Annotated in this window: 20 protein-coding genes; 12 read left to right on the top strand and 8 right to left on the bottom strand. The window is 58.7% G+C overall.

Annotation, left to right across the window (positions count from 1 at the left end):
• Positions 1–185: 185 nt before the first annotated feature.
• Both AAA138_RS02290 and AAA138_RS02295 read left to right on the top strand, forming a co-directional pair.
• Complete coding sequence (locus tag AAA138_RS02290) at positions 186–2,828, top strand: ATP-dependent Clp protease ATP-binding subunit (protein WP_195625121.1); 2,643 nt, start codon at positions 186–188, stop codon at positions 2,826–2,828.
• A gap of 214 nt (positions 2,829–3,042) precedes the next feature.
• Positions 3,043–4,500: an aminoacyl-histidine dipeptidase gene (locus AAA138_RS02295; protein ID WP_349089404.1), complete on the top strand. Its 1,458-nt coding sequence runs from the start codon at positions 3,043–3,045 to the stop codon at positions 4,498–4,500.
• Between the two features lie 1,005 nt (positions 4,501–5,505).
• On the opposite strand, the gene AAA138_RS02300 is transcribed toward AAA138_RS02295, so the two are convergent.
• Positions 5,506–6,153, bottom strand: coding sequence for an AbiH family protein (locus tag AAA138_RS02300; RefSeq protein ID WP_349089405.1), 648 nt, complete (start codon positions 6,151–6,153; stop codon positions 5,506–5,508).
• 406 nt (positions 6,154–6,559) lie between these two features.
• Between AAA138_RS02300 and AAA138_RS02305 the strand changes: the two genes are divergently transcribed.
• The 3 genes from AAA138_RS02305 to AAA138_RS02315 all read left to right on the top strand — a co-directional run bounded on the left by AAA138_RS02305 (position 6,560) and on the right by AAA138_RS02315 (position 10,407).
• The gene (locus AAA138_RS02305; RefSeq protein ID WP_349089407.1) at positions 6,560–7,525 is read left to right on the top strand and encodes a hypothetical protein; all 966 of its coding nucleotides are present in this window, start codon (positions 6,560–6,562) and stop codon (positions 7,523–7,525) included.
• Entirely contained in the window at positions 7,471–9,033 is a 1,563-nt protein-coding gene (locus AAA138_RS02310; protein ID WP_349089409.1) for a hypothetical protein, read from the top strand. Before AAA138_RS02305 ends, AAA138_RS02310 begins: the two co-directional genes overlap by 55 nt.
• 1,086 nt (positions 9,034–10,119) lie before the next feature.
• Positions 10,120–10,407, top strand: coding sequence for a hypothetical protein (locus AAA138_RS02315; RefSeq protein ID WP_349089411.1), 288 nt, complete (start codon positions 10,120–10,122; stop codon positions 10,405–10,407).
• Between the two features lie 249 nt (positions 10,408–10,656).
• Here AAA138_RS02315 and AAA138_RS02320 read toward each other — a convergent pair whose 3' ends face one another.
• The 3 genes from AAA138_RS02320 to AAA138_RS02330 form a co-directional block, all read right to left on the bottom strand.
• Positions 10,657–11,217 (bottom strand): NYN domain-containing protein, encoded by a 561-nt coding sequence (locus AAA138_RS02320; protein ID WP_349089412.1) that lies wholly within the window; start codon positions 11,215–11,217, stop codon positions 10,657–10,659.
• 110 nt (positions 11,218–11,327) lie between these two features.
• A complete protein-coding gene (locus AAA138_RS02325) occupies positions 11,328–12,104 on the bottom strand; it encodes a hypothetical protein (protein WP_349089413.1) in 777 nt (258 codons plus the stop codon).
• A gap of 2 nt (positions 12,105–12,106) precedes the next feature.
• Positions 12,107–13,633, bottom strand: coding sequence for a hypothetical protein (locus tag AAA138_RS02330; protein WP_349089414.1), 1,527 nt, complete (start codon positions 13,631–13,633; stop codon positions 12,107–12,109).
• Between the two features lie 156 nt (positions 13,634–13,789).
• On the opposite strand from AAA138_RS02330, the gene AAA138_RS02335 reads away from it, so the two are divergent.
• Complete coding sequence (locus AAA138_RS02335; RefSeq protein WP_349089416.1) at positions 13,790–14,443, top strand: DUF1648 domain-containing protein; 654 nt, start codon at positions 13,790–13,792, stop codon at positions 14,441–14,443.
• Between the two features lie 1,248 nt (positions 14,444–15,691).
• Here the strand turns inward: AAA138_RS02335 and AAA138_RS02340 are convergent.
• The gene (locus tag AAA138_RS02340; RefSeq protein ID WP_349089418.1) at positions 15,692–15,847 is read right to left on the bottom strand and encodes a hypothetical protein; all 156 of its coding nucleotides are present in this window, start codon (positions 15,845–15,847) and stop codon (positions 15,692–15,694) included.
• Positions 15,848–15,886: 39 nt separating this feature from the next.
• Positions 15,887–16,657 carry a radical SAM protein gene (locus tag AAA138_RS02345; protein ID WP_349089419.1) on the bottom strand — a complete coding sequence of 257 codons (771 nt, stop codon included), beginning with the start codon at positions 16,655–16,657 and terminating at the stop codon, positions 15,887–15,889.
• Positions 16,658–16,726: 69 nt separating this feature from the next.
• Between AAA138_RS02345 and AAA138_RS02350 the strand changes: the two genes are divergently transcribed.
• A complete protein-coding gene (locus tag AAA138_RS02350) occupies positions 16,727–17,086 on the top strand; it encodes a DUF3784 domain-containing protein (RefSeq protein WP_349089507.1) in 360 nt (119 codons plus the stop codon).
• Positions 17,087–17,355: 269 nt separating this feature from the next.
• On the opposite strand, the gene AAA138_RS02355 is transcribed toward AAA138_RS02350, so the two are convergent.
• Both AAA138_RS02355 and AAA138_RS02360 read right to left on the bottom strand, forming a co-directional pair.
• The gene (locus AAA138_RS02355; protein ID WP_349089420.1) at positions 17,356–17,847 is read right to left on the bottom strand and encodes a helix-turn-helix domain-containing protein; all 492 of its coding nucleotides are present in this window, start codon (positions 17,845–17,847) and stop codon (positions 17,356–17,358) included.
• Positions 17,848–18,057: 210 nt separating this feature from the next.
• Positions 18,058–18,636 (bottom strand): manganese efflux pump MntP family protein, encoded by a 579-nt coding sequence (locus AAA138_RS02360; RefSeq protein ID WP_349089421.1) that lies wholly within the window; start codon positions 18,634–18,636, stop codon positions 18,058–18,060.
• Positions 18,637–18,982: 346 nt separating this feature from the next.
• Between AAA138_RS02360 and disA the strand changes: the two genes are divergently transcribed.
• From disA to rlmB, 5 genes are all read left to right on the top strand, one after another.
• Positions 18,983–20,050 (top strand): DNA integrity scanning diadenylate cyclase DisA, encoded by a 1,068-nt coding sequence (gene disA / locus AAA138_RS02365; protein WP_040359001.1) that lies wholly within the window; start codon positions 18,983–18,985, stop codon positions 20,048–20,050.
• Positions 20,050–20,778, top strand: a complete 729-nt coding sequence (gene ispD, locus AAA138_RS02370) for a 2-C-methyl-D-erythritol 4-phosphate cytidylyltransferase (protein ID WP_138374748.1) — start codon at positions 20,050–20,052, stop codon at positions 20,776–20,778. Before disA ends, ispD begins: the two co-directional genes overlap by 1 nt.
• A complete protein-coding gene (gene ispF, locus AAA138_RS02375; protein ID WP_006234975.1) occupies positions 20,768–21,262 on the top strand; it encodes a 2-C-methyl-D-erythritol 2,4-cyclodiphosphate synthase in 495 nt (164 codons plus the stop codon). Before ispD ends, ispF begins: the two co-directional genes overlap by 11 nt.
• Before the next feature lie 3 nt (positions 21,263–21,265).
• Entirely contained in the window at positions 21,266–22,732 is a 1,467-nt protein-coding gene (cysS, locus tag AAA138_RS02380) for a cysteine--tRNA ligase (RefSeq protein ID WP_349089422.1), read from the top strand.
• A gap of 143 nt (positions 22,733–22,875) precedes the next feature.
• Positions 22,876–23,790, top strand: coding sequence for a 23S rRNA (guanosine(2251)-2'-O)-methyltransferase RlmB (gene rlmB, locus AAA138_RS02385; protein ID WP_349089423.1), 915 nt, complete (start codon positions 22,876–22,878; stop codon positions 23,788–23,790).
• The last annotated feature ends 3 nt before the right edge of the window (positions 23,791–23,793 follow it).

The raw sequence follows: 23,793 nt of genomic DNA on the forward strand, positions 1-23,793 counted from the left end.
CTTGCGGGGCGCCCGTCGCGCATCGCGCGGTGAGTCCCGCGATGCGGTCATAACCTGCATTCATGTGAGCCGGGTTTATAGATATTCCTCCAGCTGTTAACATAGACGACCTGTGGGTAAAGAGACAAAAGCGCCGCCGACGGGCGGGCGTTTTGATTTCGATGAACTCATGTAAGGAAACGAGCATGTTAGATAGATTTACCGATCGTGCGCGTAAGGTCATGTCCATGGCCAAACAGGAGGCGCTCGATCTTCATTCAAATAAGGTGGGCACCGAGCACCTGCTGCTCGCGCTTGCCAAGGAGGACGAGGGCATTGCCGCCGAGGCGCTGCGTTCGCTCGACATCTCCTACGATGACATCATGGATACTCTCAAAGAGGTCCAGACCACGGTTCCCGAGCCCAGCGAGGAGACCGAGGCGGCCAAGCTCGCCTTTACGCCGCTCGTCATTAGCGTGATGGAGCGTTCGTTCCGCGTGGCGCGTGAGAACAACCAGACCTACGTGTCGACCGAGCACTTGCTGATCGGCATCGTCGAAGAGGGCAACGGCATGGCCATGGACATCCTCATGCGCCTGGGTGTGTCGTCCGCCTCCATCAAAAAGGCTATCGAGAAACTCACCGCCAAGGACCAGGACAAGAAGCGTCCGCTCGCCGGCGCCGGTGCTGGTCGTCCCGGTGCGGGCCTGCCGTTCTTTAGCGGCTCGGATGCCTCTCAGCAAAAGGGGAGTGGCACCGATACGCTTAAGCAGTTCGCGACCAACCTCACGCAGAAGGCGCGCGACGGCGAGCTCGACCCTGTAATTGGTCGCGAAAAGGAAGTCCAGCGTATGATGGAAATTCTTTCGCGCCGCACCAAGAACAACCCGCTCATTCTGGGCGACCCCGGCGTGGGCAAGACGGCCATCGTCGAGGGCCTGGCTCAGCAGATTGCAGCCGGCAACGTGCCCGAGAACCTCATGAACCAGAATATCTGGACGCTCGACCTGCCGGGCCTCGTGGCGGGTGCCAAGTATCGCGGCGAGTTTGAGGAGCGCCTCAAGAACGTGATCCAGGAGGCCACCGAAGCCGACGACGTCATCCTGTTTATCGACGAGATGCACACCATCATCGGTGCCGGTTCTGCCGAGGGTTCCATCGACGCGAGCTCCATGCTCAAGCCCGTGCTTGCGCGCGGTGCCTTCCAGATTATCGGCGCCACCACGGCCGAGGAATTCCGCAAGTACCTCACCAAGGACCCGGCCTTCGAGCGTCGCTTCCAGACCATCGATGTCGAGGAGCCGAGCGTTGAGGACACGGTCAAGATCCTGACCGCGCTCAAGCCGCGCTACGAGGAGCACCACCATGTGCGCTATACGCAGGGTGCTATCGAGGCCGCCGCGAACCTTTCCAACCGCTACATCCAGGATCGCTTCCTGCCCGATAAGGCTATCGACCTCATTGACGAGGCCGGTGCCCGCGCTCGCATCGCCGCGAATCGCGCGCCCGAGCCGGTGCGTGAGGCCGAGCATCGCGTGGAGGAGCTTAAGGCCGCCGCGCAGGAGGCCACCGAGAGCGACGACATGAACAAGGCCGCCGAGATCACCGAGCAGCAGAAGGCCGCCGAGATTGAGCTCGCCGAGGCCAAGGCCGCCTGGACCGCCGAGCTCGACGCCAGCCCGCTCACCATCGATGTCTCCCAGATCGCCGACATCGTGTCCGTGACTTCGGGCGTGCCGGTGTCTTCGCTTACCGAGAGCGAGAGCCGTCGCCTGCTGCAAGCCGAAAGCGTGCTCAAGACGCGCATCATCGGTCAGGACGAGGCTGTCGAGGCAGTTGCCAAGGCCGTGCGCCGCAGTCGCTCGCCGCTCAAGGACCCGCGTCGCCCCGGCGGCAGCTTTATCTTCCTGGGTCCCACCGGCACGGGCAAGACCGAGCTCGCCAAGACGCTCGCCGAGTACCTCTTTGGCAGCAAGGATGCGCTCATCAGCTTCGACATGTCCGAGTTCGGTAGCGAGTTCGAGGTCTCCAAGCTCATCGGTAGCCCTCCGGGTTACGTCGGTCACGACGAGGGCGGCCAGCTCACCAAGGCCGTTCGTCGTCACCCGTACTCGGTCGTGCTGTTCGACGAGATCGAGAAGGCGCACCCCGATATCTTCAACATCTTGCTGCAGGTGCTGGAGGAGGGTCGTCTGACCGATAGCCAGGGCAAGACGGTTGACTTCCGCAACACCGTGATCATCATGACGTCCAACGTGGGCGCCCGCGAGATTGCGCAGGATGCGAGCGTTGGCTTTGGCACCACCGGCGAGCAGGGTCTCACGTCGAGTGAGATCCGTGGTCGCGCGATGGGCGAGCTCAAGCGCCTGTTCCGCCCCGAGCTGCTCAACCGTATCGATGACATTGTGGTGTTCCAGAAGCTCTCGGGCGAGAATCTCACTAAGATCGCGCACCTGCTGGTGGACGACCTGCGTCAGCGTTTGATTGCCAACGGCATGAACATCAAGCTCACCGATGCGGCCTATGACAAGATCGTGGCCGAGGGCACCGACCTCACCAACGGTGCGCGTCCGCTGCGCCGTGCCATCCAAAAGCTCATCGAGGACCCGCTGTCCGAGGAGCTTCTGGCCGGCGAGTGGGGCGAGGGCGATACCGTCCTGTGCGACGTGGCCGATGGCAAGTTTGTCTTTAGCCACGGCACGGGCGAGATCCCGGCACCGCGTCCGGCGGGCACGCTCGGTGGCGATACCGCCCCGGCGGCACCGCACACCGGCAACGCCGCGCCCGTGAGCGGCGGCGTGACCTCGGGCCCCGGCGGCATGATGCAAGCCGGTTCCGGCGCGCTGTAGGGCGTGGCGACAATTTGATCTGTGCAATCGAGGCGCTCTGGCAAGGGCGCCTCGATTTGTAGAGCTGCGGAAGTTGTGACCGTTACGCTATGCGGTCCACCGTTAGCCGATGATGCGAGGGCGCTCGGCGTTTTCGACTGGTTTATGCACGCAAAGTCTGGGAATATACAAGGCGCATGTCTTACTGTCTAACCAGTTGCGCCAAGGAGGCACCATGGACTACAAGATTACCGGCTACGAGCCCGCTCAGCTGTTCCATTTCTTTGAGGAGGTCAGCGCGATCCCCCGTGGGTCTGGCAACGAGAAGGGCGTCAGCGATTTCCTGGTCGCGTTTGCCAAGGAGCGCGGTCTCGATGTGTATCAGGACGAGGTCTACAACGTCATCATTCGCAAGCCCGCATCTGCCGGCGCCGAGAATGCCCCGACCGTGATGCTGCAGGGCCACATCGACATGGTGTGCGACAAGTTGGGCTCCGTTGAGCACGACTTTACGACCGATGGTATCGATCTGGTCGTCAAGGACGGCGTCCTCACCGCTAACGGCACCACTCTGGGCGCCGACAACGGTATCGCCGTCGCGCTTATGCTTACCGTGCTCAACGACGATTCGATTGCCCATCCGGCCCTCGAGTGCGTATTCACCACCGACGAGGAGACTGGCCTGGTCGGCGCCGAGACGCTCGACAAGTCCCAGATTAGCGCCCGCACCATGATCAACCTCGACTCCGAGGAAGAGGGCGTTGCTACCGTCAGCTGCGCCGGCGGTGTCGTCGTTACCTACACCTGCCCGATCGCGCGCGAGCACAAGACCGGTAGCACCCTCACGCTCGACATCTCCGGCCTGCTGGGCGGCCACTCCGGCAGCGATATCAACCTGGAGCGCGGCAACGGCAACCTCATCATGGCCCGCATCATCGACCGCCTGATGGTTGCCGGCGAGCCCGCCATCGTTAGCTTTAACGGCGGCACCAAGGACAACGCCATCAACCGTGAGTGCAAGGCTGTTCTGGTCTACGCCGACCACGCTGCCGCCGAGGCCGCGGCCCAGATCGCAAAGGGCATCATCGCCGACGTTACTGCCGAGCTCGAGGTCTTCGACCCCGGCTTTACCTGCACGGTTGAGATTGCCGACAACACTGAGGTCGAGGCCATGGACGAGAAGTCCGCACTTGCCCTCATTCGCGCTCTGCGTCTTGCCCCCAACGGTGTGATCCGCCGCAACGTCGCCACCGACGGCTCCGTCGAGGTTTCCTCCAACATCGGCGTGGTTGCCACCTCTGACGACCAGGTCAAGATCATGCTGTCCCCGCGCTCCTCGATCACCTCGCTGCAGAACGAGTTCAAGGACCGCCTGCAGACGCTGGCCGATGTCCTGGGATTCGACGCCAAGTTTGAGTTCGAGTATCCCGGCTGGAGCTATGCCGAGCATTCGCCGGTCCGCGACATCTTTGTCGAGAGCTATCGCGAGCTCTTTGGCTCCGAGCTACGAATCGAGTCCATTCACGCCGGCCTTGAGTGCGGCCTGTTTGCCGAGGCCCTGCACGGCCTGGACGCCATCGCCGTGGGCCCGACGCTCTCCGATGTCCACACCCCGGACGAGAGCATGGAGCTCGCTTCTGCCGAGCGCTTCTACGAGCTGCTTATCGACGTCCTCAAGCGCCTTGCTGCATAAAGGCTGCGCTAATAGCGATCCGAGTCACGTGCTGACAGATCGCAAATGACCCGAGAGGGGTACCCGAGCTTTAGCGACGGGTGCCCCTCTTCTTTTGAGAAATGGGATATTGCCCGGCGTCTAACCCATATCACCCTTTAGTCAATTTGGGACGTGTCCCTATAGTATTGTCAACTCTCCCAAGACGAGCCTGCCCTCCTCGAGTCGCTCGGGAGGCTTGGCGTTGCAGAGACGGCGAGGCCGGACGGGGATTACCTCTTCGTGATGGAGGGGAACCCCGGCACCGGAGGGCGACAGGGAAGCGCCTCGGGTGCAGCTATACAAGGGGGTTCATCCTTGACTCGCCCTCGATGCCCCTGCCCGTGCCGTCGGAGGTGCGAGCAGGGGTGAGGCGCAGGGTAGCCGAGGGTCTGCCGCGTCGCGGGGGAGCTCGGGGTCACCGTTTCGGCGGTGAACACGGCAGCTGCGTGGGAATCTGCGTGGGAATCGGGGATGGGGGCGGGTTCCGAAACGCCTGTGGAGAGGCCCCGTTGGGCGGGGACTATCCGTGACATTACGCACTGCGCTGTAACTTGAGAGAGGGAATGGTGGCTGCCGTTATAATCGTGGTCTCTGCATTTTTGCTTTCGGCCGTGCTTGCTATGGCCTATGCGTATTGCTTCGCGGCTTCACGGACGATCGCGTGCGACGGGACACCTCCTGTTCATCCTGGTCATATCTCGCGCAATCATAGCGCGGAATGAGAAGATCATGGAAGCATTGGAGTGACTCCGATATCGAGAAGGGCGTCGGACCGCCATTGTCCAAGCGTAACGGCCAAGCGTTTTCGGCGATTGCCCGGCACCTCTTAGGGATATGGAGCGATTCGGACATTGTCTACATAGGTATTCCCGCTTACGGCGTTCGGGAATTGCGAGAACTCCGTCTAGACGGCATGGAGCGCTATATTCACGATGGCTTTGATGTAAGGCAGGTCGACTGCTGAGCAGCTGAGACCTGAGACAATTATTTCTCGAACGGATGAGAGCGCATCGAATCACTCCCTGTGAAGAAAGATGAGGAGGCGGGCGGGCTTCTCTGTGGCCAGGATGAACTTGCGCCGCAGCTGACCGGAGAGTGTACGAAAACAAGATCGGATTCCCCCGCGGTGCCGTGGATGTGCAGTATCCTCTCTTGATCGATACCTAGTCGATCCTCGAGGATTTTCGTGTAGTTGAACGTTAGATACACGGCATCGCTTGTGTTCTCGATTAACCCGTCATCGTGGGCACGGTCGACGGTATCGATTTTGCTTACCCAAGCGCTGAAGGTGCCCGAATCCTTTTCGGGTTGAGTTTTTTCCATGGCTTGGAGATGATAGTTCCACGATGCGCTTCGCTGCTCCCATTCATACTCGGAATCGCTATCGGGAATGATCAGATTGAATGTGTTCGTGAAGAGCGAGCCCGGGGCAAGCGCCCCGAGTGCGCTCTCGAAGTTCTTCCAGATGTCGCCTGGGCAGACCTCCTCGAGCAGGCCTGAGAGGGCGCTGTCGTGCTCGTTTGGGTACGCTAGATAGTCTAGGTAAGAACTTTTTATTCCGTAGTGCAGGTCGAATCCGTTGCCAATGATGTACAGGCATTCGGGGCGTGAAGGCGGTTGTATGGTTCCCATGCTGCAACTTTCGCCGGATTTCGGTCGTTACCCTGTGACGTACGGACAGTCTGTGGTCTCCGCCTCCCTGATACTTTAGTCCAAGAGCGGCAGTTGAATTGACGGCTTCGCTGTTTTTATGTCGTCGGATTGCAGCCGGATGGAAAGACCCTTGCGCTTCAAAGGGGCTGGTGGCTGTGTGGTGTATGCGGGCTGCTCCTGTGGCCTGATTAGCTCCGATGACGCGAGACGGGTTCAGTGCGTTTCCTTCGAGGGTGCTTTAGGCCCTGCCGTATCTGCGATATTGCACCCAAGTTTTGCCGCCTTTGGTAGTTAGCGCCCAGGACCCGCGGTTTTGTTTCCAGTGAGGTAAATTCAAGGAGCAAAATCAGCAGGTACATTGCGACGAAATAGGCAGGGCAAACCCATGGATGATTCCAAGATAGTGACAAGCCCGGTGCGAGTTGACTTTCATATCCACTCGGCGGCGAGCGTGCGCACCCGAGATGCGGGAAATGAGGCGCTTGCCCGCTGCACGTCCAGCAAAATCGACACGCTCGTGGAAAAGTTGGGCAACCCCAGGCTCCCCATCAACATGTGTTCCATTACGGATCATGACTGCTTCGACGTCGAGATGTATCGTGCTTTGAAGTCGAAAGAGGGGCATGGAACTCTAAAGAAGGTCCTTCCAGGCGTTGAGTTCACCGTTGCCCTCCCAGACGACATGGGCCGCCCGATTCCGATTCACGTGGTCGCGATCTTCGACGATCGAGGTCCAGACGACCTAATCGAGGCCCTAGATAGCCACATCCCCAAGACAGCAGGGGGAAGGCCGGAGTACGACAGCAAGGACAAGGGCACCTTCTCTTCGCAACGCTTCTCTCAGATTCTCAGCGACATCGGCCTGAGCGCGGTGCTTATCGGGCACGAGAAGTCCGTAGGGAGGGAGCAGAAGAATGACGTCAGCAGCCTGGGGGCTGAGCGCGCCGACGAGATCGTGCTTACCGAGTTCGTCGACGCGTTGGAAATCCGTAACAGGCGCAACGAGGTCGATATGCGGGACCTCGTTGAGCGGTACACGAAGCCGGACGTCCCGTTCGTCCTGGGGAGCGATTGCCATAATTGGGACGCCTACCCGCTTCCCTCTGCCGATTTTCGTGGGAGGGAGGATGAAGTCGGGTTCTGCTCCCTGAAGTGCCTTCCGACGTTCGAGGGTCTTGTCATGTCCATCACCGACCCGTCGCGCATCAGGGTCGGAAACGCTCGTTCTTTAATCCTGCCGCACCGAAGCTGGGCAGCCTCGACCTTGTCATCGATGGAGAGCCCTGCTCCATCCCCATGTCTGCCGGGGTCAACGTTATCATCGGAGATAACTCGATCGGCAAGTCGATGATCCTGCACGTTTTGACTGGCCTCTACGGCGAAGGGGAGGATGCTAGGCGTCTCAGGGAGGGGTACCGTGAATACTGCGGACGCGAGAAGATTGAGGTAAAAAGCGCTATTGCCTCTTCGCAGCTGCTTCAGTTCGATGACCAGGGTAGCATCCGCAGAGCGCTAGAGGGCCTCCATGATGGGACGGAGGGCAGCAGATTCGACGACTATTTCCAAGAACACGTGAACATCGATGTTGTCAAAGAGGCCCTGAAGAGACACCTCGCATCATGTGTTGAGGCGCTTGAAACGAAAGTCGCATATAACGACTACATGAATCGCTTGGGGGAGACCGTGCTTCCGCTCGAGATTCACGAGGTCTCCGATCGCATGGCCGTCGTTGGGTCGCTGCGTTCAAAACCGACGAAAGAGGTTGAAAGCCTCAACAACGCAGTCGAGTCCGTCAGGAACCAGGTTGCCGCCATCGGGGACGATCATCGTGCGGTTCTCTCGAGGCTCGGAAAGGAAGCGGAGATAGACCTCGAGAATGCCACCGCGGCGCTCGACCATTTGCTCGCTCTTGTCAGGGAAGAGATGACTTCCATCAAGCTCGACAACACAAAGAGAAGAATTCTCCAAAGCGCTGCCAACGATCTGAAGAAGCGGCTCCAGCAAGCAAAGACTGACGAGGAGAACTCGAGAGATGCCTACAGAGACCGGATCGACGCTGCGGCTTCCCAGATTGCCGAGGCGGTTGCTCTTCGTCTCGGGAGAAAGGACCGACAGATTGATCCCGTTGACGTTGACATGAGGGTCGGAAGGACGTCGTTTGGCAGCCTTGAGTTCGTGTCTGAGCTTAGTGTCAAGAAAATCAATCGGGACTACTGCATCTCGCTCCTGGGCGACATGTTCAACAAAGGGCCGCTGCCGTCGATCGTCGGCGGCGTCGAAGGTGAGACGAATCTCACTTCAGAGGAGATTGCTGCCGGCTTCTCTGTGAGCAAGCCTTCAGCGGAAAGATGGGCGTCGGAGATGAAGGGTCGACTGAACAGCGCAGTGGATTCGATCTACGAGCGAGGAAAGATAACAAACGAAAAGATTGGCCTCGACAGCGAACCATCTGCCGGCCTTTATGGGCGAATCTACTTCGACTTGATGGCGGGAGACGAGAAACAGGGCATCTATATCGTCGACCAGCCGGAGGACCAGATATCGCAGACCGCAATCCGCAAGGATGTCATCAGAGCCTTTTCCGAGATGCGGCAGAAGAGACAGGTCATTATCGTCACGCATAACCCTCAGTTCGTCGTGAACCTCGATGCGGAAAACGTCATCGTGCTGGGAAGGGATAAGGCGAAGAAGATCACAGTCAAGAGCGGTGCGCTCGAATACGAATGCAAGGATTATTCAATTCTCGGAATCGTCGCCGATACGGTGGAAGGAGGAGCTGATGTCGTCAAAAGACGCCTCAAACGCTATAGAGCGCAGGACGCTTCGCGTCATTCTCAGCAACGGGAGGATAGCATTTGAAGGGGTGGAAGGTTTCTCAATCGACTTGAAGAACCCCGAGCTGAAAGTGGGAAACCTGTATAATGCGGTATTCTCCACGGTTGAGGCTCCGACGAGCTTTACGGTTACGGTGTCGCCTGAGGTGGAAAAGATTCAAAGGCGCTAGGCTACTACAAAGACCTCAAAGAGCTGATTGAAATCGCCTCCATGAAAATCAACGCTTCCCTAAGATATTCCGATGGCGATGAGGGGGTTGATTCCTAGTTCGGTTTGGACGACATCTAGAGGGCGCTTGCCGGTATAAAAGAGGTTGGCCGTGGATGGATCTGTCGACGATAGCCACGGTGGATTTGATGGTCCGTTATACTTGCCGCTCCGAGCGGAGGGTGTAAGCGACGGCGCGTTAGGTGATGCTCTTGGGGTTGTTAATGTATATGAAACGTCGGAGGAGATTGACGGCCCGTTTCCTTTGATTGGCGTTGCGACAAGCGTTTTGGCCGTTTCGTATCATAGATTTCGTCAGAAGGGGGAGGGGTTGATGGCAAGGCCTCCGCAAAGATCGAGGAGCCACGAGATAGACTCGAGGGCTTGCAGCATCATTTCGGGGCTGATGCCCTTTGAAAGCTGGGTCATTCGAGATCTGACGGAACGGGATTTCGGAATTGATATAATTGCCGAACGTTTCGACGGGGCGACGCGACCAGCGAGCTACCAGCTATTCAAGTAAAGGGGACCGAAAAACCAATAGACGATAGCCAGGTTATTTCTTTCCAGCTTGAAACAAAGACCCTGCTGTATGCCGAGATGCTGGCCATCCCGTTCCTACTGTTTCGTTGCTCTATCGCCGACTCAGGTTCGTGCTATTTTGTGTGGCTGCAAGAGTACATTCGCATTCGTCTTAACTTCGAGAATCCGGCCTGGAGACATCAGAAGTCGAACACCGTCCATATCCCACCGAGAAATCGTCTTGGGGAAGAAAGCGCGGATGCTCGCCTAGTCCGCATCGCGTAGTTTCCAAAACTGAAAGAGTCATGGGCTGGCTACTACATCTGTCTGTCCGAACTGATGTACGACCTCCCTCGCCACATAGAGGAAGATTGTCTTGATGTGCGCTATGTGACTGACGTCGTCGCCCCGGCGGTTGAGAGGCTTGAGAGGGCGAGTGGGATGACGGGGTCGATTCCCGATGATCTCATTCCTGAGGAGCTGGCATCCGCGGCGGAGCTAGGGAAGCGTATCTTGGCCGGGGAATGTGATGAGGGGCTCGGTCGCTCCTTCTTCGATTTTATATGCCAATGCAGTGCTGTTCGCAACTCCGTTGACATGGTTGCCCTTAGATTTGACGACCGGTATATGCGGATTCTGTTCGAGACTGAAGGGGTCGCATGCTATTAGGTGCGTTGTGCCCCGCGCATCGAGTGAATGTACGCGACAGGCTTGGACGGCGGCTTCCGGACGAGCTTAAAGCTCCATCTACTTTGTGCTCGTTTCAGCTTGAGGGCGTACATCGCCCTATTAGGAGCTGGGGAGAAGCACGGCAGCCACCTGGAGGACACGCCATGGACGTGATGAGAGGCATGTGTTTCCGACGTGCCCCTAGGTGATTTGTGCGAGTGGTATCCGGGCAATGTATTTTTGTTTCGATTACAGTTCGACGGGGCGCCTTCCTCCCACAATAAATGTAATGTACTCATAGTAGTCTTCGAGCTTGAAGTATTTTCCGTTCGCCATGGCAAACTCCCGCAGCTTTGAGTTGCAGGCAGCATCCCAAGAGTAGACCTCGAACTTCCACCCGCGTTCAGTCAGCCTCATCGCGTCTGCCAAAAAGCCTTTACCGGAATTAATGCCCGCACCGTCACCGGTTAGCAGGGCGATGGTGCCTGGCTCCTGGACATCGTAGCCCAACCGGAGCAGGTCCGTCTGAAGTGCGAAGTCGGTTGTGTCCGCCTCGCCACTCGACTCGCTGCGAGGAATCAGTGTGGTTTCGATTCCAAGTCTTTCAACCGCATCCCAAAGAGCGTCATCTCCCGGAGGGATGCTTCCGGCAAGATAGACCTTGTCGATAATCCTGCCGCGAGAGACGAGGTTCAACAGGCCTTTGAAGTAGGTGCGATACCTTCCGCGATCGACATCGGGCTCTTTGACGGGCAGTACGCTATTGAGTCCAGCGTATTGAATGTTTGAGTTGTCCCAGAAGATGTACATGAGTAATCCTTTCGATTCGGAAGAGCTATGCGATCGAAAACGGGGAGCAGCGACTGCCGAAAGCTGATCATCTCGCACAGGCGTCAGCACGACATTCGGGCTTTCGGATCCTAGGGAGTGGATGGCCGGGACGGCGATTCCGGTTCAGAGCCAGAGAAGAAGAGGTGAAGGTTTGAGCCCCGGTGGAGGGAATTAGTACCTTCCCGGGCGTAGCGCCACGTCTCCTCCACGGTATCGCCCGGAACCTTTACGTCCCCGCTTCGGAGCAGATTGATGAAACCCTCGGGGTCGTTCCGGTATTTCTTGCCGAAGGCTGCGGAAAGCTGCCTCTTCTCGTCATCGCTGAATTCGCGTACGGAGCCGTAGAGCGCATGCTCGAGGTTACGGGACATGAAGTAGACTCTGTAGGGGACCGCGTGTTTTCTGTGCTTGAGCTCGCGCGTGCCCGCGAGCTCAAGCAGCGCAGCAGACTTTCTCTCGTTTCTGTCTACCACCCTAGCGGTGTCCCGGGCGGTGATAGAGTCGCGGCCATAGGCGAATCCATCGCAGTCCCCCTCGACGATGCACTCGTTCGGTATGAAGGCGCCGTCCAGGTCGACGATGTGGATGATCCGGTCGAGGTCGGTCCATTCGTATTCGTGCCGCGACGCGATGCGGTCGACGACGAACTGGCGCACGGTGTCGCGCACCCTGTCCTTGACGGCGAAGGAGGCCTCCCATGAGAACGGTCGCACCGTGGTAACGTCGCAGTGGAAGGCGAGCGCCCTCGCCTCGGGCAGTGCACCGTTTGCAGTGAAGTCGAGCGCGGCCTGCATGGGCTCGAGGAGCGCGTTTTCATTGCTCGGCCCCTCCACGAGAATCAGGACGACCCGCTTCTCCCTTGCCATGGTCACTCGCCTCCCATGGAGGACAGAAGGGAGTCGAAGTCGAGGGTCTGGGGGCTTCCAGCCTCAAGGAGGGCGGAGCCTATCGCGGAGGTTCTGGTCGGCTCGTACAGCTGTTCCTTCTGGCCCCCGAGGTTGATGGCTCTCAGGTATTGGTTCCTGAGGTTGTTCGAGGGGGCCATGCCCCGGAACCCGATGTAGCGGTTGTTGGGGTTGGAGGTCGAGAAGACGAGGCATCCGACCGGGAGACATTCGAGCGCTCGCAGGTTGTGAGCGGTGAAGATGAGCTGGCCCTTGCCCTGCTCGGTCACGACTTCGAGGAGCTCGCCGAGCAGGAACTCGAACACTCCGGAGTCGATCTCGTCAACGACGAGACAGGCGCTGTCGTCATTGAAGACGTTTATCAGCCAACCGAGCATCGATGCGATCTTCTTGATTCCTTCCGATTCTGTTCTGAAGGGGACGCGTACCCCCTGCCGGCATGATAGGAGCTCGACGCGCTCGCCCGGTGTGCCGTCTTCCATCGTTTCGCCGTGGAGGGTGTTCACTTGGATGCTGAGTCCCGGAACGATTGCCCCAAGCGCGCAGTTGATGGTCTCGACGGTCTTGCGGACCGAGTCGCAGACTTCTGAGGGGAGGACCGTTGTCTGATCGATAGGGAGTGACACGTCGCGGATGACAGGGGCCTTTCCGGCCTCCTCGGGTGACCATCCGCCTGTGCTGCTGCCCGGGGAGGCGAGGAGGAAGATGTTGAACGCCAGCGCCGCGCTTCGGCGCGTGTCACAGACCCTCATCTTATCGTCGGCGAACCTGTTCAGGAGTGTCGTGGAGTCCATGAGTGGAACCAATACGCTCTCGTACGCCGTCCTCGCCGCCTCGGATAGGGAGTTATTTCCGAGGCGCTCGAGATAGGACTTTCTCGCGGCGACCGCGAAGGCGACCATGGCGTTCGAGAACAGCTTCGAGGAGCCCTGCAGGTCGGGGGAGCGCCGTGCGACGGTGAGGTCGAGGTCGGCCTCCCTTCCGGCGAGGTTTCTGAGTGCCCGCCACCTGTTGACGGGCTTCAGGTTCTGGCTGTCCTCGGTATCGGCCGCATCGTAGGCGGCGAGCCTTCTCTTGACGAGCCCCTCGGCGCGGACGGAGAGGTCCTCGGAGAGGAGGCGCGGTCTGTCGTCGAGCCTGTCGAAGGAGAACGAGTAGCACACTGTGAAGGGCTTCCCGGCCGCTACGGTGTCGCCGAGCCCGCCTACGAAGCCGAGCGAGGAAGGGGAACCCTCCGTCACCTCGACCTCGATGCTGATTTTGGCGCACTCGGCAGAGGGGCCGATCAGATCGACGCTTTCACGGTCGAGCGGAAAGCCGCACATCAAATCCTGGACTCGCGCGAGGGATTCGACGACGGCGGTCTTGCCCGATCCGTTCTGACCGTATATTCCCATCACGCTGGAACCGAAGGGGCTGTCCTTGAAGCCGATCGTGCCGTTAGCAACGTTTTTCACGTTTGAGAGCTCTATGGAGCGAATACGGATCATGGTGCCCTCCTTGAACACATTTTAGATTACTATATATCGAATAATCGATATAAAATCAAGATAACAATTATTAAGAATGGAAATGAGATCAACCAATAATTAAAACAAATTTGCATTCAAGCTATTATTTTTACTTGATTTAAGACGGAGTGGAATGTGAGCGCGCAAGGAGATGCGGAATCGATGAGAGCCTCAAAAAAAATTACTGCAGTGTTATCATCTTTCATCCTCTCTATTCTTCCATTTCTGATTCTATGGGCGGCTTGGTCAGTCCTCCCTGATACAATTCCCGCTCATTGGAGTGGGGGTGTGGTTGATCGATGGGGTAATAAGCTTGAATTGCTGGTTGTTCCGCTGTTTTCTCTGATTGGTTCTATTGCAATTTCTGTGTACCTTATTGTTTCCACGCGGCGAAGAGAGTTCGCGGATTTCTCTGTTCGAATGCGACGGGACTTTGTTGCGTGCTATATTTCTAGTCTTCTTTTATCGACAACCTGCTCAGTGATAATTGCCGTTTGGGTTCAGTTGATTCTTACGCAAAACACTGCGGTTGATGGGGGGCTTGGACTATCGATCCTGTATTCCCTTCCCGGGCTATATGTGATCTTGTGCGCTTTGCCGCCTTTTTATGCGAGCGGCGAGAGCAAAAAGGCAGAGCGCCTGATAACAGTTCTTATTGGCGGCGCGGAGATTGTTCTTTGTGGAATAGTGCTTGAAGGTTCGGCTGCCTCTTATGCGATGATTGGACTGATGATTCTGTTCTGTGCGTTTGAGATTGTGTCACAGGTAAGGGATAGCCGGTCCTTATGAGTTGAATTACGCGCGTGCGGATATAAAGGTTGGCATGTTAAGCTGGTCGTTTTCTCGTTCTGGGACATTTGCAGTAGGATGAGTGGGACTAGGCGCGCTGCGGTGTGATGGTGACGGTTGAGACTTGTATCGCTGCAAATCCGCTGATGCACATTTTGCTATTGGGCTTGAAGGTGGGACCGACGGGCCTTTGTTTGGGATGTTCCGGTCGTCCAACGCGTGTTGCACGGCTTTATATTGTTACGCTCGTTCGGCGCTCCGTTGGAGCATTTCCGGGTTTGTCGGCATCATAACTTGGACAAGTGACACGCTTGCCGGGACGGTTGTAACGCCGCGCCGGTTCCGTGTGCTCCTTCGTTGTTGGCCTGTCCAGCCGGGGGCGGATTCGGCCTCATGTTGTGGCGCACGGCCTTCAAGGGCTTCCCCTGGCGAGTTATGTTCGTCCGTATGGGTAAGGGTCGGGTTGAGCTGACAATCCCGTGTTGGAAGGGGCTTACACCACGCGCGCGATGACAGAGATTGAGTGGCTGGGCGGCCGTGTGACGAAGGTGCCGGAGCTCGCCATGGGCGAACCGCCGGACCTCGACCGCGTCTTCTGCATCCTTTACGAGGGGCAGCCGAGGGTCTGCCGCGTCGCGGGGGAGCTAGGGGTCCCCGTGTCGGCGGTGAACGCGGCCGCTGTGTGGGAATTCGGGATGGGGGCGGGTTCCGAAACGCCTGTGGAGGGGAGAACCCCGTTGGGCGGGGACTATTCGTGATGCTTGATATCGCATCGCAGCATGGAAGCACGGACCATCTTCGCGATGGTCCGACCGGTTGATGGGCTAGGACGCGCATTCAGCAGGGAAGGGGATGGCTTTTAATGCCGCTTTTGGCTTATGCGTGCCGCGCTCTGCGTATGGCCATCCTGCGGTGCAAAAGCATTCTTGAAGTCTGCTAAGTGAATTCGTTTTAATCGCGCACGTGACCGTTTGCCCATATCGCACAACAGGATTCAGTGTTGATTGCCCGTGTGATGACAGTGCGAGTTTCGGGGAGTGTGGCGTGAGCGGAGTCGCCGCGTTGTATAAGTCTGGCCGGCCCGACTGATGTGTCGCCCTGTCGGGCCGGCCGAGAATGGTGAAGAGATCCCGCTGTTGAATGAACGAATGTTACAAGCAGCTCTTCAAGGCGCTTTGGGCGTTGGCTGGGGCTGCGCAGTCAATCGCATGCAGTGATAGGCGAGGTGATTGCTCGATGAGCCGGCGACTAGTTCTGTGCTGCACTCGTCTCGGTGCCGTCGTTGTCTGCTGAGTACCAGAATGCGTAGGCCGCAACGACGGCATCATAGACGGCTGCGACTACGTTATCCACGACGGCTGCAAAGTTGACCACAACGGGAACGGAGCCGGTTTTGGAATCCATCCTCTCTACTTCTGGGGGCTCGTACATGGGAACATCTCCTTAGAATTGGGACAGGACACTCAGGTCGCCTAGATCATTGTCGATTAGGTCGATATAGAGGTCGCCGTCCATATTGATGTCTGCAATCAATGATGAGATCTCTTCCATCTCGTCAATCGAGTGCATGCGATTGGCCAACGCGGTAACAACGGGCTTATCCCAAACGGTTGCCATTCCGGCATCGTAGTATTCCTGAAGACTGTGTTTGCGAACGTTTCCGATGATGAGAGGTATATAGGGGGATGCGACGATATCGCCATTGGCGTGGATGGCCACTTGGTCAAATTGCATTTGCAGTTGAGGGAATCTGACCAAGTGGTCGATAGGGTCGCCCCACTCAAACATGAAGTAGCCTCGATAGTCCGGATCGTATCGAAGATCGTTGATCGTGTTGACTAGCCGACGGTATTGATTATTAGAAGGGCGAATCGTGCGGTTTCTTCGGGCTCTACCGAGGAGCATGAGTGGCTGAATTCGAAGGTCAATTCGGTCAGTTCTACCCGACGATTTCAGCTTGTCTCGAAGCATCGTATAATCTGGCTTGAAATCGTCGACATTGAACGATGCCGGACAAAAGGCAATTGAAAAGTGCAGTGAGGCTTCGTTCAGCGCGATATCGATGGCGTCGAGCACCCGGTCGTAAAGCCCCGGGAGCCCCCGCATATGTTCGTGAGAATCGCGTAGGCCATCGAGGCTAAACTGTATGCCGTTTAAACCGGCGCGTTCGAGCTCATGCAAAGTAATTGAGCTTACGAGCAGACCGTTTGACACGAGATTGCATTTGACGCCAGATGCGCTGAGCCGCCGCAAGGATTCGATGACAAGGAATGGACTGGAGTGATGGCGATGTCGGGCGTTGTGGTTCCAATGGTTGAGTCATGCCTGCTGCTGGTGTTCGGAATAATGATGTATCGAGGCAAGCTCACGGGATTGCTTGCCGGAATGTCATTGCTATCGGGAGAGCGTTTAGAGGAGGCAAAGCGGACGGCCGAGACTCAAGGTGTAAACCGAGTGATGGGGGCGGCTATAGTTTTCTCCGCAATATGCCTTTTTCTCTCGTCCCTTTTTTCGGACAAAAGGGCTATTTTCGGCCTGATGGTGGCTGCCGTTATAATCTCCGCGCTTGCCTATGAAAATAGGGGGCCTATTCGTATGTATATAAAGGCGAAATGGGATCCTGGGCACCGCAACCCGCGATAATGTCTTGAGCAAGAATTTACAACAAGGGATATATGGGGCGATTAAGCGGCGAACAAATTCAGTTTTGGATAAAAGGTCGCTTGATGGGAGCTGGCATGTTTAAGAAGACGGTTCACGAGTTGTTTCGGTGTAAAGGGTCATGGCTTTTCGTGATTCTCATGTCGGTGAATTTTGCTCTCTCGTGCGTCATGTGTAATGGGGTTTTGGCTACTTTAGATATGGGCACGTTCGCTGATTGAAGTAATTAAAAGAGACACGTCCCAAATTAGCTAATGTTCATAGTGCTCAGAAGTGTTCCCTTCAGGCTTTGCTTGGGCAGATGCGTTTGTGGTAATCGAGATTCCGAGATTGGACATGGCGAAATCTGCGAAGGCTTTGTCGTAGACCTCGGACGTAAAGGGTGCATCTTCAAGAGCCGGAATGACGGCGCTGCGACGCTTGCTATGTTGAGGGCGTTGAGCGTGATGGCGCTTGGGGGCACTGCGAGGTTCCTGGTCGGCATGCGGGGCGTTGACTGATTGTTCGCTGCCCGTTTCGGTGATATCCCCTTGAGCGGCGAGCGTCAGTCCGAGAGCATCGAATACCTTCAACAGCTTGTCGAGTCGAATGCCGGTGGCATCTCCTAGCTCGAGCGATGCGAGCAGACGCTCCGAAACGCCGGCTTTTTTAGCGAGGGTCGCACGGGTGAGCCCTTGTGCCTCGCGCGCTTGGCGCACGTAGATGCCAGCTTGGCGCGGTGTGGTGATGGGAAGGGCATCCATGGCGACCTCCAAACATGTAGACTTTTGCATGTTAGTATGACCTGCAAAAGTCTGCATGTCAATGTGACAAAGGGACAGTCCCTTTGCCACATCCGAGGGCTCCTATTTTGATGGCCGGCGCCGTTGACCGTGTTTTCCCTAGGGGAAACACGGCAGTAATGTCTGGTGAGATGGGGCCGAAAGGCTGCGCGTGCACTGTGAGCCGCTAGGCTACAGCGCCAAAACTCCCAAGTGCTCAAGCAGGATCTTAAGGCCGATGAGGATGAGCACGACGCCACCCACGATGGTGGCGGGTTTTTCGTAGCGCGCGCCAAAGGTGTGGCCAATCGCCACGCCGGAGACGGAAAAGATAAAAGTCGTGATGCCGATGAGCGATACGGCGGGAACGATGTCGACCGAGAGCGCCGCAAACGAGATACCCACGGCGAGCGCGTCAATCGAGGTGGCGATGGCAAGGATCAGGTACTCGCCCAGGTCGATTTTTTCGGCATCCTTGCCGTCGCCTTCATCCTCGTCTTCGGTAAAGGCTTCCCACAGCATTTTGCCGCCGATAAAGGCCAATAGGATAAAGGCGATCCAATGGTCGATGGGTCCGATGATGCCCATAAACTGGCTGCCAAGCGCCCATCCGATTACGGGCATGCCGGCCTGAAAGCCGCCAAAGAACAGGCCGAGCACCACGGCGACCTTAAGGTTGATCTTCTTCATGCCAAGGCCCTTGCAGATGGATACGGCAAAGGCGTCCATCGAAAGGCCAACTGCGAGCAACACGAGCTCTGCGAGTCCCATAGTCTGGCTCCCTCTCTGCGGGCGGGCCCGCGTGTACCTCTTGGGGGAGTAACAAAAAAGACCCGTGGCGTACGCGTTGCGCGCACAGCCACGAGTCTCGTTCATTAAGGCAAGCCAGGCCGCATCGGCCAGTGTGTTGACTTGCCGCGCCACCGGAGGCGAACCCGATCACGCGACTACTCCCTCATTTATGCGAATCCCGATGCTACCACATAAGCAGCCCATTTGGGTTGGGCTCTCAGCTGTGTTCGCTCATTCTGTAAGCATCGGATTTCGCAAGCGCCGCGGGGACAAACCGTGAGAAACTATTTAGCGTTTATGGAGCGTATACGATGGGAGCGATGCCTTGGATAAGAACGAGCTGCAAAAGCGTATGGAACAGGCCATCCGCCTGACGGCACCTGGTCAGCCGATCCGCACCGCCCTCGACATGATCATCGCCGGTCACCTGGGCGCCCTTATCTGCGTCGGCGACACCGAAAACGTGCTCGCTGCCGGTAACGACGGCTTCCCGCTCAACATTTCGTTCACCTCGAACCGCCTGTTCGAGCTCTCCAAGATGGACGGTGCCATCGTCATCGACGGCGACCTCACCCAGATCCTGCGCGCCAACTTCCACCTCAATCCCGATCCCTCGCTTGCCACGAGCGAGACGGGCATGCGTCACCGCACCGCCGCTCGCATGTCGGTGCTCACCGATGCCATCGTGATCTCGGTCTCGGCCCGTCGTGCCGTCGTTAACGTGTACGTTCACGGCAAGAGCTACGAGATCCAGCCCGTCACCACCATCATGAGCTCGGTCAACCAGCTCGTCGCCACGCTTCAGACTACTCGTCAGTCGCTCGACCGCTCCCTGCTGCGCCTGACGGCCCTCGAGCTCGACGACTACGTTACGCTCGCCGACATTACCGGTATTTTCTCGAGCTTCGAGATCATGCAGCAAGCAAAGACCGAGCTTAAGGATTGCATCGTCAAGCTGGGCAACCAGGGCAAGCTCGTGCAGATGCAGCTCGAGCAGCTCGCCGGTTCCAGTATGGATACCGAATACGACCTGATGATCCGCGACTACGCGAGCGATTCCTCCGAGGCAAACGCCGAGAAGATTCGTGCAGAGCTCGCTCGCATGACGCCTAAGGACCTGTCCGACCCGCAGCATGTGGCGGCAGTTCTGGGCTATGACGACCTGGACGAGGACTCCGTCATGACGCCGTTGGGCCTGCGCACGCTTTCGCGAGTGTCCGTCGTACGCGACGGCGTGGCCGAGAAGATCGTCGACGAGTACGGCTCGCTGCAGGAGCTCATGGACGACATCAGCGAGGATCCGGAGCGCCTGGGCGACTTTGGCGTCAACAACCCTGCCATTCTTGCGGACTCGCTGTACCGCATGAAGGGCACCAAACAGGGGAACGCATAATGGCGCCCGTATGCGCCGTGGTCGTTGCCGGTGGCAGCGGCCAGCGCTTTGGAAATCCCGGCGGCAAGCAGCTCGTTAACGTGGCGGGCCGTCCGCTCATGAGCTGGTCCATCCGCGCGTTCGATCGTAGCGACAAGGTCGGCCACATCGTGGTGGTGTGCCCTGCCGAGCGCCGTGCCGAGATGCGCCGCCTGGCCATCGACCCGTTTGACTATGACACGCCCATCAGCTTTGCCGATGCCGGCGATACCCGTCAGGATTCCACTCGTGCCGGCGTGCATGCGGTTCCGGCGGGCTTTGAATACGTTGCCATCCACGATGGCGCTCGTCCGCTCATTACGACCGAGGCCATCGACCACGCTATCGACGTGCTCATGGGCGACCGCTCGCTCGACGGTGTCGTGTGCGGTCAGCCCGCGATCGACACGCTCAAGATCGTCGACGGCGATAATATCGTCGAGACGCCGCCGCGCGAGCTCTATTGGGCCGCGCAGACGCCGCAGATTTTTAGCGTCGACGCCATGAAGCGCGCTCACGCCGCTGCTATCGCCGAGGGCTTTATCGGTACCGACGATTCATCACTGGTCGAGCGCATGGGCGGGCGCGTCCGCTGTGTCCAGAGCCCGCGCGATAACCTTAAGGTGACGGTGCCCGAGGACCTGCGTCCCGTAACCGCGATTCTGCTCGGTCGCATGGCCGAGGGAGAGGACCTTCCCCATGTTCAGTAACCTGCGCATTGGCCACGGCTACGACGTCCACCGTTTGGTGGAGGGGCGTCGATGTATCATCGGCGGGGTCGACATTCCCTACGAGCGCGGCCTGCTGGGCCACTCGGATGCCGATGTGCTCGCGCACGCCTTGGCCGACGCCATTCTGGGCGCCTGCCGCGGGGGAGACATCGGCAAGCTATTCCCCGACACCGATCCTGCCTACGAGGGTGCTGATTCGATGGTGCTGCTCGCTCGCGTGATGGACTACGCGCGCGAGCTGGGCTTTGAGTTTGTCGATGCCGATTGCACCATTGCCTGCCAGCAACCCAAGATCACCCCGCACCGCGATGCCATGCGCGCCAACCTTGCCCATGCCCTGGGCGTTGACGTCGAAAACGTGGGCGTCGCCGCCACTACGACCGAAAAGCTCGGTTGGGAAGGCCAGGGCGAGGGAATCGGCGCCTGGGCCGTCTGCCTGCTACAGAAAACCGTTAAGGAGTAACGAATGCGTATCTACAACAGCGCTACCCATAAAAAGGAAGAGTTCCAGCCCATCGAGTCCGGCAAGGTCCGCATGTACGTGTGCGGCCCCACGGTCTACGACAACATCCACATCGGCAATGCCCGCACGTTCATCAGCTTTGACGTGATTCGTCGCTGGCTCATCGCGAGCGGCTACGAGGTCACGTTCGCCCAGAACCTCACCGATGTCGATGACAAGATCATCAAGCGCGCCAACGAGCAAGGCCGTACGGCTGCCGAGGTCGCGACGGAGTTCTCCGACAAGTTCATCGGCGTCATGCGCGCCGCCAACGTGCTCGATCCCGATGTGCGCCCCCGTGCCACCAAGGAGATCGGCCCCATGATCGCCATGATCAAGACGCTTATCGAGCAGGGCCACGCTTACGCAGCCGATAACGGCGATGTGTACTTTGCCGTGCGCAGCGATCCCAACTATGGTCAGGTCTCGGGCCGTAACATCGACGACCTTATGGTTGGCGCGCGCATCGAGGAGAACGAGGACAAGAACGACCCGCTCGACTTTGCCCTGTGGAAGGCCGCCAAGCCCGGCGAGCCCAGCTGGCCGAGCCCCTGGGGCGAGGGCCGTCCCGGTTGGCACACCGAGTGCGCCGCCATGGTGCATCGCTACCTGGGCACTCCGATCGACATCCACGGCGGCGGCTCCGACCTTGCCTTCCCGCATCACGAGAACGAGTGCGCCCAGGCCACCTGCGCCTGGCACCAGGGCTTCTCCAACACCTGGATGCACACGGGCATGCTGCTGGTAGACGGCGAGAAGATGTCCAAGTCGCTCGGCAACTTCTTTACGCTGGCCGAGGTGCTCGAGCAGCACTCCGCTGCCGCCCTGCGCCTGCTGATGCTGCAGACGAGCTATCGCTCGCCGCTCGATTTTTCTTGGGAGCGCCTGGAGGGTGCCGAGAACTCGCTCACGCGTATCGCCGGTACGGTCGAGAACCTGCGCTGGGCCGCGAACCATGCGACGGCCGATGCCGATGCGGCTGCCGCCGAGGCGTTTGCCGCCAAGGCCGCCGAGACTCGTGCCGCCTTTAAGGAGTGCATGGACGACGACTTTAACACCGCTGGTGCCATGGGTGCCGTCTTTGGCTTTGTGACCGAGTGCAACCAGTACCTGGAGCAGGCGGGCGACGCTGCCGACAAGGCCGCCGCGCTTGCCGCCGCCGACACGCTGGCCGAGCTGCTCGATACGCTTGGCGTTGAGCTCCCCGAGCCCAAGGTCGAGCTGCCGCTGGGTCTGCTAGGCGTTGCCGCCGGCCTGGTCGCCTACACGGGCGACGACGTGGACGAGGCCGCTGCCAAGATTCTCGAGGCCCGCGCCGAGGCCCGCGCCGCCAAGAACTGGGGTCTGGCCGACGCCATCCGCGACCAGCTCAAGGACCTGGGCCTGACGATCGAGGATACTGCCGCCGGCACCCGTATTAAGACTCTCTAGTATTTGTTGACCGTTCGAGGTGCGGCAGATTGCCTTGAAAGAGGAGGGCATAGACCTGGTGGTCATGCCCGACGATTGAAAGGCAAGGTGCTGTGGCTCGGACGGTCGATTCTTGTCCGTTATCTATTTAAGGAGGCCGTTTTATGGCCGACAATCGCAAGCGTGCACCGCGTGGAGGCAAGCAGGCTGCTTCTGGCTCGCGTCCGATTCGCCGCAACGACCGCGCTGCCGCTCCCAAGGGCCAGCGCGATCGCACCCAGGCCGCACGTCCTCAGCGCGATCGCAACCGCGACAACGTTCAGGTCCCCAAGGGCGAGTTTATCGAAGGTCGCCGTGCTGCCGCCGAGGCGCTGCGTACCGGCTTTCCCGTCAAGTGCGCGCTCATTGCCGAGGGCGGGGAGCGCGATGCCGCCCTGTCTCGTCTGGTCGACGACCTCAACGCCGCGGGCGTCCGCATTAAGTATGTGCCGCGCGCGCAGCTCGATGCGCTGTCGAGCCATGGCGCTCACCAGGGCATTGCGCTCGAGGTTGGTAACTTCCCTTACGCTGATGTTGCCGATATCCTCAACCGCGCGGGCGACGGTCCGGCGCTTGTCGTTGTGCTCGACCACGTGACCGACGACGGCAACTTTGGCGCCATCGTGCGCTCCGCCGAAGTCGTGGGCGCGGCGGGCGTCATCATTGCCAACAAGCGCGCTGCCGGCGTGACCGTCGGCAGCTACAAGACTTCCGCCGGCGCTGTCATGCATCTGCCTATCGCGCAGGTTCCCAATATCGCCCGTGCGCTCGATGACCTCAAGGCCGCTGGCTTTTGGGTGGGCGGTGCTTCCGAGCACGCCGCGGGCAGCTGCTGGGATGCTCCCTTCGAGGGCCGCGTGGCGCTCGTCATGGGCTCCGAGGGCGACGGCATCTCGCGCCTGGTGCTCGAGAAATGCGACTTTTTGACCAAGCTTCCCCAGCGTGGCATGACCGAGAGCCTCAACGTTGCCCAGGCGACCACCGCGCTGTGCTTTGAGTGGCTGCGCCGCAATGCCGGCGAGCTCATGGGGGAGGAGTAGCGC

The sequence above is a fragment of the Collinsella sp. CLA-JM-H32B genome (assembly GCF_040098065.1).
Taxonomy (GTDB): domain Bacteria; phylum Actinomycetota; class Coriobacteriia; order Coriobacteriales; family Coriobacteriaceae; genus Collinsella.

Bases quoted from the DNA above. Each gene is read 5' to 3' on its own strand.
- AAA138_RS02310 (WP_349089409.1), top strand. From the start codon at position 7,471: ATGTCTGCCGGGGTCAACGTTATCATCGGAGATAACTCGATCGGCAAG.
- ispF (WP_006234975.1), top strand. From the start codon at position 20,768: ATGTTCAGTAACCTGCGCATTGGCCACGGCTACGACGTCCACCGTTTG.
- AAA138_RS02320 (WP_349089412.1), bottom strand. From the start codon at position 11,217: ATGTACATCTTCTGGGACAACTCAAACATTCAATACGCTGGACTCAAT.
- cysS (WP_349089422.1), top strand. From the start codon at position 21,266: ATGCGTATCTACAACAGCGCTACCCATAAAAAGGAAGAGTTCCAGCCC.
- rlmB (WP_349089423.1), top strand. From the start codon at position 22,876: ATGGCCGACAATCGCAAGCGTGCACCGCGTGGAGGCAAGCAGGCTGCT.
- AAA138_RS02330 (WP_349089414.1), bottom strand. From the start codon at position 13,633: ATGATCCGTATTCGCTCCATAGAGCTCTCAAACGTGAAAAACGTTGCT.
- AAA138_RS02295 (WP_349089404.1), top strand. From the start codon at position 3,043: ATGGACTACAAGATTACCGGCTACGAGCCCGCTCAGCTGTTCCATTTC.
- AAA138_RS02300 (WP_349089405.1), bottom strand. From the start codon at position 6,153: ATGGGAACCATACAACCGCCTTCACGCCCCGAATGCCTGTACATCATT.
- AAA138_RS02350 (WP_349089507.1), top strand. From the start codon at position 16,727: ATGGCGATGTCGGGCGTTGTGGTTCCAATGGTTGAGTCATGCCTGCTG.
- ispD (WP_138374748.1), top strand. From the start codon at position 20,050: ATGGCGCCCGTATGCGCCGTGGTCGTTGCCGGTGGCAGCGGCCAGCGC.
- AAA138_RS02305 (WP_349089407.1), top strand. From the start codon at position 6,560: ATGGATGATTCCAAGATAGTGACAAGCCCGGTGCGAGTTGACTTTCAT.
- AAA138_RS02340 (WP_349089418.1), bottom strand. From the start codon at position 15,847: ATGGATTCCAAAACCGGCTCCGTTCCCGTTGTGGTCAACTTTGCAGCC.
- AAA138_RS02355 (WP_349089420.1), bottom strand. From the start codon at position 17,847: ATGGATGCCCTTCCCATCACCACACCGCGCCAAGCTGGCATCTACGTG.
- AAA138_RS02360 (WP_349089421.1), bottom strand. From the start codon at position 18,636: ATGGGACTCGCAGAGCTCGTGTTGCTCGCAGTTGGCCTTTCGATGGAC.
- AAA138_RS02290 (WP_195625121.1), top strand. From the start codon at position 186: ATGTTAGATAGATTTACCGATCGTGCGCGTAAGGTCATGTCCATGGCC.
- AAA138_RS02325 (WP_349089413.1), bottom strand. From the start codon at position 12,104: ATGGCAAGGGAGAAGCGGGTCGTCCTGATTCTCGTGGAGGGGCCGAGC.